This is a genomic window from Mesoflavibacter profundi (assembly GCF_014764305.1).
In the GTDB taxonomy this organism is placed as follows: Bacteria; Bacteroidota; Bacteroidia; order Flavobacteriales; family Flavobacteriaceae; genus Mesoflavibacter; species Mesoflavibacter profundi.
The window spans coordinates 183,297-196,224 of the sequence record NZ_CP061703.1 but is presented as its reverse complement, the minus strand read 5'-3'; the positions used below and the strand labels follow the sequence as shown (position 1 = coordinate 196,224).

Sequence of the window (12,928 nt, the reverse complement as noted above, 5' to 3'; positions counted from 1 at the left end):
ATCTCTGTTTTTTAATTTTGTATAAGAGCATTACTAATAAATGTAGGCTCTATTAAATTATTAACCACAAAAAAAATTATTATGAGTAATAACACAAATTCAGCATTAGGACTATTATTAGGAGGCGCAATTGGAGCAACCTTAGGAATATTATTTGCACCAGATAAAGGTAGCAACACAAGAAGAAAATTAAGAGACGAAGCAATTGCAACTAAAGAAAATATTGCAGCAAGCGCTTTAGATTTAAAAGATCAAGTGGCTAGTACACTAACGTCTAAAAAAGCAACTTTAGATGCGCAGTTAGAAAGTGTTGTGTCTGATGCTAGTTATAAAGCCGAAGACGTAATAACAAGTTTAGAAAAAAAGCTTAAAGATTTAAAAGCAAGAAATAAACAATTACAGAAATAATATATGTCTGTTTTTGAACATATCAACCAAACATCTAGCCAAGCAATTGATAAGGGAGAAGAGTATCTAAAAAAATCTCATGAGTATTATCGATTAAAAATTTTTCAGCAACTAACATCTTCAGTAAGTTTATTAGTAAAAGCTGTTGTTGTTGGAGGATTTATCTTAGTAGGACTGCTTTTTATGGCAGTCTCTGCAGCATTAGCAATAGGTAACGCCTTAAATAGTGTTGCTTTAGGATATCTAATTGTAGGTGCAATTTTTGTATTATTTTCTGCAATAGTTTATACGTTTAGAAAACATATTAACAATAAAGTTATTACATCTTTATCTAAAACTTTTTTTGATTAATTATGAAGTATTATAAAACAGAACAGCAGATAAAACAAGATCTTAGACGCTTGCAGCTTGAAAAAGAAATAGCTTGGGAAGAACTTAAAACTTTAAAAGGCGATTTTAAAGAATCTTTACAACCTTATCAATGGATGCAAACAGGACTTAAACTATTTTCAAAATTTGGCGTAATGATGTTAGTTAGAAAAATTATTAAATAACCAAAACTATTAATCAATATGAATATTTTTGAATCCATTAGAAAAGACCATGATACGCAACGCGATTTATTGGACCAACTAGTAAATACCTCTGGAGACACCAAATTAAGAGATAATATTTACAAGAAGTTAAAAAAAGAATTGGAAGTTCATGCAGATGCCGAAGAGCGTCATTTTTATAAACCATTAATAAGTAACGATATGATGCAGGAAAAAGCAAGACATGGTATTGCAGAGCATCATGAAATTGATGAGATTATAGAAAAATTGGATAGTACAGATTACGATTCTTCAGCTTGGTTAAAGTATGCTAAAGATTTAAAAGAAAAAGTAGAACATCATTTAGAAGATGAAGAACATACTTTTTTTCAATTAGCCGGAAAGGTTTTTACACAAAAGCAAAAAGAAGAATTAGCTACGCAGTATAAAACTCACATGAGCGAAAATCTATAAGTGAAAACTAAAGCTTTAAATACAACCATTTACAATCAAATTCTTTTAGAACCAGAAAAGGTTATAGAAGAATTTGATTTGGTTTATACCAATCCTTCACACTTAAAAATTACAAGAGAGAAAGTTAAAAGTTCCTTTGTTTTCAAGCTTCAAAATAAAATAATAAATACAGAAGAAGATTTAAAACGAATACAACAATTAGTTATTCCTCCAGCTTGGCAAAATGTAAAAATATCTAAACTGGCTAATGGACATTTACAAGCTGTTGGCAGAGATGTTAAACAACGTAAACAGTACAAGTATCACCAAAAGTGGAATGTCATAAGAAACCAAACCAAATTTTATAAAATGGTTTTGTTTGCTAAGCATTTACCAAAAATTAGAAAAAAAGTAGATCAAGATTTAGATCAATCACATTGGACTAAGACCAAAGTATTAGCATTAATTGTAAAATTAATGGAAGAAACGCATATTAGAATTGGTAATAAACAATATGCGAATAAAAACAAAACATACGGTTTAACAACACTTAGATCAAGACATGTTAATACGTTTAAGGATAAAATACAATTTCAATTTATAGGAAAAAGAGGTAAAGAACATTCTGTATCAATTAGAAATAAAAAATTAATAAAACTAATTAATAAGTGTGAAGAAATTCCGGGTTGGGAATTGTTTAAATACTATGATAAAGAAGGTAATAAGCAAACTGTAGACAGTAGTTTAATCAATCAGTATTTACAACAAATTTCTGGTACACTATTCACCGCTAAAGATTTTAGAACATGGGCTGCATCAATCATATGTTTTGAAACACTTTTGGATTTAGGCTTAGCTACAACAACCAAACAAATCCACAAAAATTGTCTAACAGCAATAGACGCAGCAGCTAAAGAGCTAGGCAACACAAGAAACGTTTGTAAAAAGTATTATATACATCCAGCAATTTTAAAAAGTTATGAAGATAGAAGCATAAAAAAGTACTTCAAAATTGCACAAGACTTACCACAAAAAAATCCATATTTTACAGCTCAAGAACACGCATTAAACCAACTATTTAAATCCTACAAGCCTTTAATAAAGTCTTAAAGTAATTGGTAATCCTCTTAATACATTCTTAATTAATAATTAATACTGTTAATTGCAGTTAAACTTAGATTAAACCCTTGTTAAACAGTGTGTTTAAGCATGGTTTAAGACGTATCTTTATATAAGATTTGAAAGTCAAATCTATTAATTAATCACAGTTATTATGTTGCGTTGGACAACACTTTTTATAACCTTAGCTTTTATAGCAGCCATTTTAGGATTTGGCAATGTTGCTGGTAATTTAGCAACTATAGCAAAGCTATGTTTTTTCCTATTTATAATATTATTTATAGGATCGTTATATAAAGAAGTTACAGAGCACTAATAACAAAAACCAAAAATTATGAGTACATACACAGAACAAGTAGGTAAAAAATTAAACAACCTTTTAGAAAAAACATATGATGCAGAAAAAGGATTTACTAAAGCTGCAGAAAATGTAGAAAACAAAGCTTTAAAAAGTTATTTTACAAAAAAAGCTCAAGAGAGAAATAATTTTGGACACGAATTAAAATCCGAAATTAAATCCTTTAATCAAGAGGTTGATAAAGGCGGAAGTCTTACAGGAGACGCACATAGAGCATGGATGGACATAAAAAAAGTGTTTTCTTCAAATAATGAAGAATCTATGTTAGAAGAAGCAATAAGAGGAGAAAAAACTGCGGTAGATCAATACCAAGAAGTTTTAAATGAAACCTCATTGCCTTTAACCACTAAAAATGTATTAGAAAAACAAAAAGAAACCATAGAAAATGGACTTTCTAATATAAAAACATTAGAAGATTTGTATTAAGATTAGGTACAAACAAAAAAAAAGGTCTGAAATTTCAGACCTTTTTTTATACACAAAATTTAAATAATTAAATGTGTTTTTTCTCATCAATACCTTCAGATGTTGTGCTAAGATAAGTTCTAACATTAGAAGGTGTTTCAATTTTATAAAAAGTTTCGCCAACAACAAGAATAGGTGTAACAATTACTTCTGGATTATTTTGTATCACTTTTAACCAGTCATTGCTTGACAATGAAGTTGATTTATCAAAATTATTAGAAAAATTAGGATGCTCTTTATTAACAAGATCTTCTAATTTTAAATTTAACTTGTCACAAATTTCTACCCATTGCGTATCTGCAACTTTAGTTTTAGACACATCTATAGTTAGTACATCGTTTTTACTATCTTCTGTATAAGCTAAACACTGTTTACCTATACTATTATTAGAGTTGTAAAATAAAATATTTTGGTTTTTGTTAGTAGCTATAATACCCATGGTTTTTAAGTTTTTCATATCTTCTAAGATACTGTATTTACTATAGAATATTCTTAAAATTAATTTAAAACAATAGCTATAAGAAGATTTTATTAGTGGATAATAACTTTTAATAACTTCTACGTAAGGTTTTTATTAAAAAACCTACTTTTGCTATAGATTAAAATGAAACTAATATGTCACAAACAATAGAAAAAGTAAAATGCTTAATTATAGGTTCTGGACCTGCAGGATATACTGCAGCAATTTATGCCTCTAGAGCTAACATGAGTCCTGTTTTATACCAAGGAACACAACCTGGTGGACAATTAACAACAACTAATGATGTAGAGAATTTTCCTGGTTATCCAGAAGGAATAACTGGACCAGAAATGATGATGCAGTTACAGGCTCAAGCACAGCGTTTTGGAACAGATATAAGAAACGGATGGATCACAAAAGTAGATTTTTCTGGAGATATACATAAAGTTTGGGTTAATGATGAAACCGAAATACATTGTGATACTGTAATTATTAGTACTGGTGCAAGTGCTAAATATTTAGGGTTAGAATCTGAACAAAAATACCTAAAACTTGGTGGCGGCGTTTCAGCATGTGCAGTATGCGATGGATTTTTCTATCGTAACCAAGAAGTCGTAATTGTTGGAGCAGGAGATAGCGCTTGTGAAGAAGCTCACTATTTATCTAAACTATGTAAAAAGGTTACTATGTTAGTTAGACGTGACGAGTTTAGAGCTTCTAAAATCATGGCAGAACGTGTTAAAAACACAGAAAATATTGAAATATTATTTAACACAGAAACTGATGAGGTTTTAGGTGATGGACAAGTTGTAACTGGTGTAAGAGTTTTTAATAATCAAACCAACCAAAAACACGACATTCCTGCAACAGGCTTTTTTGTTGCTATTGGACATAAACCAAATACAGATATTTTTAAAGATTATCTAGAATTAGATCAAACGGGATATATTATTAATAAACCAGGATCTACAAAAACTAATGTAGAAGGTGTTTTTGTAAGTGGTGATGCTGCAGATCATGTATATAGACAAGCCATTACAGCTGCTGGAACAGGTTGTATGGCAGCTTTAGATGCCGAACGTTATTTAGCTGCAAAGTATGCTAACTTTGAAGTTAATACAGCAACAAATTATTAAGAAGAAACAATAAAAATAAAAAGCCGAAGATGTTATCCTCGGCTTTTTTTATGTGATAATTATAATTACTTTTTCTTTAGAATAGCATTGTCTTCAAAAGCATCTATGTTAATTTTTGGACTGCCAAAAATTTCAATTTCTGAAGTTCCGGATGCATTTATATTTAAAGTTTTTGTTGCGTTAACTTTAACTTTTGCACGGTTTAATGTTGTTGCATTTATTGTTTTAACAGTTAAATTATTGGCAATAAAATCTGATGAGTTGTCTGCGTTAAGCTCTAATTCTTGAACATCACCTTCCAATTCGGCATCTGCACTAACTAGTAAATCTACCTCTAGGTTAGATGCATTTATTAATGCTTCTAGCTTACTGTTTTCGCCTAATTCTAAGGTTACATTTTTTGCAGTAATGTTTAATTCGTTTTTAGCTTTATTATCGTTTATGTGTTTAATGTTTTGGCATTCAAGTGTTAAAAACGCTTTTGCATTATCTGTAGTAACTAAAGATAAATCGTTAAATTTTAAACTGTTACTAGAAAAAATTTCGGCATCTTCTTTAACTTCAATAGTATTTAAAGCATCGTTGTAAAATACAGTTATTTCTAATTTTTTCTCTTGAAGTTTTGCTGTTGTTTTAAATGTTAATGTACTGTCTTGAGCTATTATTTTTATGTAATCGTGTAGGTTTTCATCTGTAACTATTTTTACAGAAGTAGAATCTGCTTTAACTAATTTAACCTCAAAATCTTCTGTTAACACTAATCTGTTAAAGGCATTTACAGGTGTTGTTGCTGTAGATAATACACGACTACCTTTTACCTTTTCTTTTTTTTGTGCAAATGAAAATGTAACGGTTGTGATTAAAATACAGGCAAGTAAAAATTTATTCATTTAAAAAAATATTATTGTGACGTACAAATATAAACAAAAACCATCCCAAACTTGATTTTGTTTAGGATGGTTAATGATTTTAATGATTTTTTTGGTTGGTTTTTTTTAGATAAAAATTGTGATTAATGTATTTACTAAATACTCGATTAATGCGATCATGACTGTTAGTTTTTTGATGGATGTATTGGTGTTATTCTTTTTTTGTATTTGTAATATTTATGCCTTTATCTTCGTCTATTGTTACTTTTACGTTTTTTGTTGAGGCATCAAAAATGGTGTCGTTAATTTTTATTTTAAGATTATCTCCTTTTGCTTCAAAACCATTTTCGTTAAATTTTATTTTAGAGGTTTCTCCATCTAAATCTACATTTATTTGGATATCGTCTTCGTTATCTTCTGTTTGATCTGTCTCTGGACAATCTAAACAGGTTAAAGCGTTTCTTTCTAATTTAAAATAATGTTCTAAATGGTCTCTTAATTTTTCGTTGTAATTAGAGTTATAAGATAAATAGTCTTCTGTATTTAAATTACTGTTTACGACGCTTCCTACTGGTAAATACACAGTAATCTCTACACGTTGGTCACGTTTTGCATCTTCGTTAGGAATTATAAAGTAGTTATCCAATATAATTTGATTGTTTGAAGATGTGTAATTGTATATAATATTTTCGGCTCTTTGCTTAGCAATATCAAAACTTCTTCCTCTTGATGTTTTTGCTACTTTTACTTTTGCAACACTATCGTTAGTTGGTCTAACGTACAATCTAATGTCTTGTGAATAGGTTATTTTGTTACCCATTTCGTCAAAACCAATTTCAAAATCTCTATAATGTCTGCTATATTCTTCAGCAAAATTATCGTTGTTTTTCATTGTAATATAAAGCGTATCGTTAGTTTTTATGTTGTCTAACTTTTGATTTAGAATTACTGGCGCTTTTTCTTTATAGCTTAATCCTTGATTTACAAATATGGTTATCATACCAATTAACGCTATAAACCAAACACCAATTAATGTGTATTTAGCGACATTACTTAAAGGTTTTAAGTTGGATATTAATATTTTTAAACCTAAGTAGAATAAAAATATTAACGGAATTACAGAGACTATAAATATTAGTACTGCAAGCAGCTCAAAAGAAGCGCCACTAGAATTTGAAAGTTCTACTAGATCGCTGTCTAAAAACCTAACGTTTGCGTTAAAAAACGAACCAATTATTAATCCAACGGTTAAGGCTATTGTACCTGCAACACTAGCTAAAATAATTGATAAGGCAATTAGTTTTGAAAAGGCTTTAAATATTGCTGTAAATACAGATCCTAGTCCTTCAAAAAACGATTTACTGCTATCTTTAATCTTATTTGCCGGAATGCGTTTTACTGAGTCTGATATATTATCTGATGCTTGTTCAAAACCTTCTTTTAACTTGTCTGCATGTTTTTGAAAATCTATGTTTTTAACGTTTTCACTAACGCTGTCAAATCCGTCACGAATTTTTTTTTCAATGTTACTTATATTAACAGCTTCGCCTGTCATGGTAAGTTTTTCTGCAGTAGTTTTTGCTTCGGGAATTAAAATCCAAAGTAAGATGTATAAAAACACACCAGTTCCTGCGCCAAAAATTAAAAGTATCCAGATTAATCTAATCCAAATCGCATCTATACCAAAATAATGAGCTAAACCAGCAGAAACACCGCCAATGTAAGAGTTATCTGTATCGCGATATAATTTTTTAGATTTAGAGGTATTGGAATAGTGTTTATTATTAGGTTCGTCTTCAAAAATCTCGTCATCTACAAGATAGTCTTCAGGTTGTCCCATAATAGTAATAACTTCTTCAACTTCTTTATTGCTAATGACTTGTCTGTCGGTTTTCATTCGCTCTGTAAAAAGCTCAGAAATTCTAGCTTCAATATCGGCAATAATTTCTTCACGACCTTGCGAGTCTGTAAATGAACGTTTTATAGCCTCAAGATAGCGTTGTAATTTTAAGTATGCATCTTCATCTATATGAAAAAATATACCTGCTAAATTTATGTTGACTGTTTTATTCATTTTTAGTTGATTTAATTTTGGTTACTATGTTAACTGCATTTTGTAATTCTTCCCAAGTATTGGTTAATTCTTTTAAAAAGATTTGTCCTGTTTCTGTTAATCCGTAATATTTACGTGGTGGACCAGAAGTAGACTCTTCCCAGCGATAGCTTAATAAGCCAGCGTTTTTTAATCGTGTTAGTAATGGGTAAATTGTACCTTCAACTACTAACAACTTTGCGTCTTTTAAAGTGTCTAATATTTCTGCAACGTAGGCATCTTCATCTTTTAAGACCGATAGTATGCAATATTCTAAAACACCTTTACGCATTTGTGCTTTTGTATTTTCTATCTTCATATTGTCATGAGATTTTTATTGTTAAACTGTTCGTTGATTGATTGATTGATTGATTGATTGATTGATTGATTGATTGATTGGTCGATGATTATTTTAAAAAATGAATTGATAAAGGGTATTGGTACATCTGTCCATCTTTTGCTTTAATACTAGCGTTTATAATAAAAATAAGTTCTAAAATAAATCCAATTACAGCAATAAACCCTAAACTACCACCTAAAATAAATAGAGGTGAAGGTTCGCTTAAGTTAATATGAATACCTTCAAAAGCATTAAGTTCAAATAAATCTATATGATTAAATATTTTAAAAATGAAAAAGGGAATAAATAAAAATCCAAGTAAAATGGTATATAACAAAATGCTAATTTGAAAATTAATTGCTTGTTTACCATGGTTATCTACAAACTCAGATTTTTCTTTGTTAGTTATCCACAATACTACAGGACCAATAAAGTTTCCAAAAGGAATAATAAATCTACAAAACGTAGATAAATGCATTAAAGTTGCTAAATTTTTTTGATGATTGGTAAGCATTTTAAATGTATATAATAGTTTCTTATGCAAATATATATCTAAAAAAAGGTATTATGCAATACAAAGTACTAAAAATTAACATTTTATTAACATATGATAAAGTGGATAATTTTCGATAATTTAGCCGAAAACAAAATACAATTATGAAGCTAACAGCAAGTAAACTAAATACCTTTACCATGTTTAAATTACCATCGGCATTTTTATGTGGCGTAAGGACAAAATCTATTAACGATAAACAATGCATCGTCACAGTTAAACATAAATGGATTAATCAAAATCCTTTTAAATCTATGTTTTGGGCAGTACAAGGTATGGCAGCCGAGTTTTCTACTGGCGCTTTAATGATTGCCAAAATACAAGAAAGCGGTCATAAAATATCCATGTTGGTAACCACTAATAATGCAACATTTACTAAAAAAGCAACAGGTAAAATTACATTTACTTGTAATGATGGCGATAAAATAGACCAAGCTATAGCACAAACAATAAAGACAGGAGAAGGACAAACCATTTGGATGCAATCTACAGGTATTAACCAAGATGGAGTAGTAGTATCTACTTTTAATTTTGAATGGTCTATAAAAGCAAAACAAAAATAACATGTAACAAATTTCTAAAATTTACAACCTATAGCTGTTAATCTTTAAAATTTAAATTATGAATGCTCACGAAATAGACTATCGTATTTACGGTGAAGAAATGCAATACGTAGAAATAGAATTAGATCCAAATGAAGGCGTAATTGCAGAATCTGGAAGTTTTATGATGATGGACGATGGGATAAAAATGGAAACTATTTTTGGAGATGGATCGCAAAAAGACACAGGATTTTTAGGTAAAGTTTTTGGTGCAGGAAAACGGTTGCTTACTGGAGAAAGTTTATTTATGACTGCTTTTTATAATGTTTTACATGGTAAACGAAATGTAAGTTTTGCATCACCTTATCCTGGTAAAATTGTACCTATAGACTTAATGGAATATCGTGGTAAATTTATTTGCCAAAAAGATGCTTTTTTATGCGCAGCAAAAGGTGTAAGTGTTGGTATTGAGTTTTCTAAGCGTTTAGGTCGTGGTTTTTTTGGAGGCGAAGGTTTTATTATGCAAAAGTTAGAAGGTGATGGAATGGCTTTTATACATGCTGGCGGTACGCTAGCAAAAAAAGTATTACAACCAGGAGAAACTTTACGCGTAGACACAGGTTGTATTGTTGGTTTTACACAAGATGTAGATTATGATATAGAGTTTGTTGGTGGAATTAAAAATACTGTTTTTGGCGGCGAAGGATTATTTTTTGCAACTTTAAAAGGTCCAGGAACAGTTTACATACAATCTTTACCTTTTAGTAGATTAGCAGGTCGTGTTTTGGCAAGTGTACCAAGAGGAGGAAAAGATAAAGGCGAAGGTAGTATTTTAGGTGGTTTAGGTGATTTTTTAGGAGGTGATAATAGATTTTAAATTGGTTAATTTAACGTCTTTTTAACTGTTAAAATTTAGACTTATTAAAAATTCAATTAAAATTTTTGCTACATTTAATCTATAATTTTAAACCATTTGCCTATTCTAAAAACTACCTAATATTAAACTAAACCTTAAATTAATTATGGCAAGAGCAATGTTTGAGTACACAAAAACTGTACTTCAAAAAGTTAGTTTTGATGCAACGTTGTTTTGCAAAGAAGTACAAAAAGCCTTAGAGCGTTTGTTACCTTACGAGATTGAAGAGCTTAAAGTTTTTATAGACTCTTTAGTACAGCAAAACCCAAAACTAAATCAATGTTTAATCTATCTTGAACAATAAATATAAAGCGATCTATTAAGGTCGCTTTTTTTAGTTTTCTTCTAAAATATAAAGTAAATTTGTAGTCTATTTATAACTATAGGTTGAAACTTTTTTATACATACTTTCTCATATTTACCTTTGTAACTAGACCTTTATTTAGCGTTGCAAATTATGCGTATTATGCTCTAAATATAGATTATATCATAGAAACGTATTGTATAAATACAGATAAACCTGAATTAGCATGTAATGGTAAGTGTCATTTAGCAAAACAATTACAAAACTCTAATGATAATACACAAACTAATAATGTAAAACTGTTATCTGAAACCTTTTTACCTGTATTTTTTCAAAATAATGCATTAGTTAATTTTCCAATATTAGAAATATTAGAATTACAAAATGATATTTTCCCAATTTCTTTATATCGTTTTGATGTAAATTCAAATGTATTTAAACCTCCAATTGTGTAACAGTTACATATCAAAACACACAACTAAACAATTAGTAACTAATAAAAAATACACAAATGAAATTTTTAAAATATTTATTTGCGCTAACTGCATGCGCAATAGTTTTATCGTGCACTTCAGACGACGATAGTAATACCCAAGAAAACTTAGAAGGTCAAACAGGAAATGTAATATTAAAGTTTGATAATGGTGTTGGCGATCAGGATTTTATATTCGGGACATCATATAATAAATCTAATCAGGAATCTTTTAAAATATCTACACTAAAATATATAATTAGTAATGTTAAATTAACAGATGCAGATGGTAATGATTTTATTTATCCAACAGAAGAAAATGCATTTATAGTAAATGAAGCAAATGGGAATAATGCAGGCGAAATATTTATAAATCTAAATAATATAGATGCAGCTAATTATGTGTCTGTAACTTTTGGAGTTGGTATTGACCAAGAACGATTTGCATTAGGTGCAGATGGTCAAGGAGATTTTTTAGATTATGCATCTGATGAAGGTATGATGTGGAGTTGGGCAACTGGTTACAGATTTATTAGATTAGATGGTACATACTCTACAACATCCATTACAGACGATGCTTTAAATATACATATGGGTAGTGTTGGTACTTCTTTAGATAATTATAGAGAAGTTACTTTACCGTTACCAAATACCATTTTAGTTAGAGAAAATAAAACTCCACAAATACATATAAAAGCAGATATTCTTAAAATATTTGATGGAATTAACATTGCAGATGGATATAATCAAGTACATACAGATGCAACTACAACTCCAGTTATTGCAGGTAATATTCAGTCTATGTTTAGTATACATCATGTACATAACGAATAACAAATAAAACAATTAAGTAAAATGAAACTATTAACATATAGTTTACTTACATTATTGTTATGTCTGTCCTGCTCAAAATCTGATGAAGTTAACAAATATATTCCGGTACCTCTAGTTGTAGAGGTACCAGAAAATTTTCCAGATTTAAAATATGATTTAGAAAATAATCCTGTAACAGATGCTGGTTTTCAATTAGGAAAAGCATTGTTTTACGATGGTAGGTTATCATCAAACAACTCTATTCCTTGTGCGTTTTGTCATGAGCAAGCATTTGCATTTACACACCATGGACATAACTTAAGTCATGGTGTTAATGGTGGCATAGGATTTAGAAATGCACAACCCATTCAAAATTTAGCATTTCAAGAATCATTTATGTGGGACGGAGCAGCATCGCATTTAGATTTTCAACCTATAATTCCTATTACAAGCGAATTAGAAATGGGCGAATCTTTAAGTAATGTAATAAACAAATTAAAACAAGATCCATATTACCAAGAGCAATTTGATATTGCATTTAATGGAGGAGAAGTAAATACAGAGAATATGCTTAAAGCATTGTCTCAATTTATGATTATGATGATTTCTAGCGATTCAAAATATGACAAATATGTTAGAAACGAAGACAATGTAACTCTAACAAATTTAGAGTTAGATGGTCTAAATACATTTCAAAATAAATGTGCAAGCTGTCATGCTACAGATTTATTTTCTGATCAAAGTTTTAGAAATACTGGTCTACCAATAAATCCGCAATTAAACGATAAAGGAAGATTTAATGTTTTAGAAAATCCTAACGATTTATATAAGTTTAAAGTACCAAGCTTAAGAAATGTTGAGGTAACATATCCTTACATGCATGATGGTAGATTTAATACCTTAGAAGTGGTTTTAGAATTTTATAATTCTGGAATGGTAGACAATGGTAATGTAGATCAAAGTTTACTTAGAACAGATGGTACTTTTGGTATTTCTTTAAATAATTACGAAAAGGAAAGCTTGATAGCTTTTTTAAAGACATTAACAGATAATCAATTTTTAGAAGATGAACATTTTTCAGAATTTTAAATACAT

At 29.4% G+C, this 12,928-nt stretch carries 19 protein-coding genes; 14 read left to right on the top strand and 5 right to left on the bottom strand.

Translation table 11 applies throughout. From position 1 onward, the window contains the following. Window positions 1-81 precede the first annotated feature (81 nt). From IFB02_RS00995 to IFB02_RS00965, 7 genes are all read left to right on the top strand, one after another. Window positions 82-408 carry a YtxH domain-containing protein gene (locus tag IFB02_RS00995; protein ID WP_106689154.1) on the top strand — a complete coding sequence of 109 codons (327 nt, stop codon included), beginning with the start codon at window positions 82-84 and terminating at the stop codon, window positions 406-408. Window positions 409-411: 3 nt separating this feature from the next. After that, window positions 412-759, top strand: coding sequence for a hypothetical protein (locus IFB02_RS00990; protein WP_106689153.1), 348 nt, complete (start codon window positions 412-414; stop codon window positions 757-759). A gap of 2 nt (window positions 760-761) precedes the next feature. After that, entirely contained in the window at window positions 762-962 is a 201-nt protein-coding gene (locus IFB02_RS00985) for a hypothetical protein (RefSeq protein ID WP_106689152.1), read from the top strand. An 18-nt stretch (window positions 963-980) separates the two neighbouring features. Next, a complete protein-coding gene (locus IFB02_RS00980; RefSeq protein WP_106689151.1) occupies window positions 981-1,415 on the top strand; it encodes a hemerythrin domain-containing protein in 435 nt (144 codons plus the stop codon). Beyond that, complete coding sequence (locus IFB02_RS00975; RefSeq protein ID WP_223878860.1) at window positions 1,416-2,504, top strand: DNA topoisomerase IB; 1,089 nt, start codon at window positions 1,416-1,418, stop codon at window positions 2,502-2,504. Between the two features lie 163 nt (window positions 2,505-2,667). After that, window positions 2,668-2,829: a DUF1328 domain-containing protein gene (locus IFB02_RS00970; protein WP_106689150.1), complete on the top strand. Its 162-nt coding sequence runs from the start codon at window positions 2,668-2,670 to the stop codon at window positions 2,827-2,829. Between the two features lie 18 nt (window positions 2,830-2,847). Further along, window positions 2,848-3,297 (top strand): ferritin-like domain-containing protein, encoded by a 450-nt coding sequence (locus tag IFB02_RS00965; protein ID WP_106689149.1) that lies wholly within the window; start codon window positions 2,848-2,850, stop codon window positions 3,295-3,297. Window positions 3,298-3,364: 67 nt separating this feature from the next. Here IFB02_RS00965 and IFB02_RS00960 read toward each other — a convergent pair whose 3' ends face one another. Next, a complete protein-coding gene (locus IFB02_RS00960; protein ID WP_223878859.1) occupies window positions 3,365-3,793 on the bottom strand; it encodes an arsenate reductase family protein in 429 nt (142 codons plus the stop codon). Between the two features lie 158 nt (window positions 3,794-3,951). On the opposite strand from IFB02_RS00960, the gene trxB reads away from it, so the two are divergent. After that, window positions 3,952-4,932 (top strand): thioredoxin-disulfide reductase, encoded by a 981-nt coding sequence (trxB, locus tag IFB02_RS00955; protein ID WP_106689148.1) that lies wholly within the window; start codon window positions 3,952-3,954, stop codon window positions 4,930-4,932. Window positions 4,933-4,997: 65 nt separating this feature from the next. Here trxB and IFB02_RS00950 read toward each other — a convergent pair whose 3' ends face one another. From IFB02_RS00950 to IFB02_RS00935, 4 genes are all read right to left on the bottom strand, one after another. Further along, the gene (locus tag IFB02_RS00950) at window positions 4,998-5,822 is read right to left on the bottom strand and encodes a GIN domain-containing protein (RefSeq protein ID WP_106689147.1); all 825 of its coding nucleotides are present in this window, start codon (window positions 5,820-5,822) and stop codon (window positions 4,998-5,000) included. Window positions 5,823-6,012: 190 nt separating this feature from the next. Further along, window positions 6,013-7,875, bottom strand: coding sequence for a PspC domain-containing protein (locus IFB02_RS00945; protein ID WP_191072925.1), 1,863 nt, complete (start codon window positions 7,873-7,875; stop codon window positions 6,013-6,015). Continuing rightward, window positions 7,868-8,212: a PadR family transcriptional regulator gene (locus IFB02_RS00940; protein WP_106689145.1), complete on the bottom strand. Its 345-nt coding sequence runs from the start codon at window positions 8,210-8,212 to the stop codon at window positions 7,868-7,870. The genes IFB02_RS00945 and IFB02_RS00940 overlap by 8 nt, the downstream gene beginning before the upstream one ends. A gap of 88 nt (window positions 8,213-8,300) precedes the next feature. Further along, window positions 8,301-8,747, bottom strand: coding sequence for a DUF4870 domain-containing protein (locus tag IFB02_RS00935; protein WP_106689144.1), 447 nt, complete (start codon window positions 8,745-8,747; stop codon window positions 8,301-8,303). A 143-nt stretch (window positions 8,748-8,890) separates the two neighbouring features. Here IFB02_RS00935 and IFB02_RS00930 point away from each other — a divergent pair, with 143 nt between their 5' ends. From IFB02_RS00930 to IFB02_RS00905, 6 genes are all read left to right on the top strand, one after another. Continuing rightward, entirely contained in the window at window positions 8,891-9,349 is a 459-nt protein-coding gene (locus tag IFB02_RS00930; RefSeq protein ID WP_106689143.1) for a DUF4442 domain-containing protein, read from the top strand. Between the two features lie 58 nt (window positions 9,350-9,407). After that, window positions 9,408-10,205, top strand: coding sequence for a TIGR00266 family protein (locus IFB02_RS00925; RefSeq protein WP_106689142.1), 798 nt, complete (start codon window positions 9,408-9,410; stop codon window positions 10,203-10,205). A gap of 145 nt (window positions 10,206-10,350) precedes the next feature. Continuing rightward, entirely contained in the window at window positions 10,351-10,548 is a 198-nt protein-coding gene (locus IFB02_RS00920; protein ID WP_106689141.1) for a hypothetical protein, read from the top strand. Window positions 10,549-10,631: 83 nt separating this feature from the next. After that, window positions 10,632-11,003: a hypothetical protein gene (locus tag IFB02_RS00915; protein ID WP_106689140.1), complete on the top strand. Its 372-nt coding sequence runs from the start codon at window positions 10,632-10,634 to the stop codon at window positions 11,001-11,003. Window positions 11,004-11,059: 56 nt separating this feature from the next. Further along, window positions 11,060-11,854, top strand: coding sequence for an MbnP family protein (locus IFB02_RS00910; RefSeq protein WP_106689139.1), 795 nt, complete (start codon window positions 11,060-11,062; stop codon window positions 11,852-11,854). A 21-nt stretch (window positions 11,855-11,875) separates the two neighbouring features. After that, on the top strand, window positions 11,876-12,922 hold the full coding sequence (locus IFB02_RS00905) for a cytochrome-c peroxidase (RefSeq protein WP_106689138.1): 1,047 nt from the start codon (window positions 11,876-11,878) through the stop codon (window positions 12,920-12,922). Window positions 12,923-12,928 lie beyond the last annotated feature (6 nt).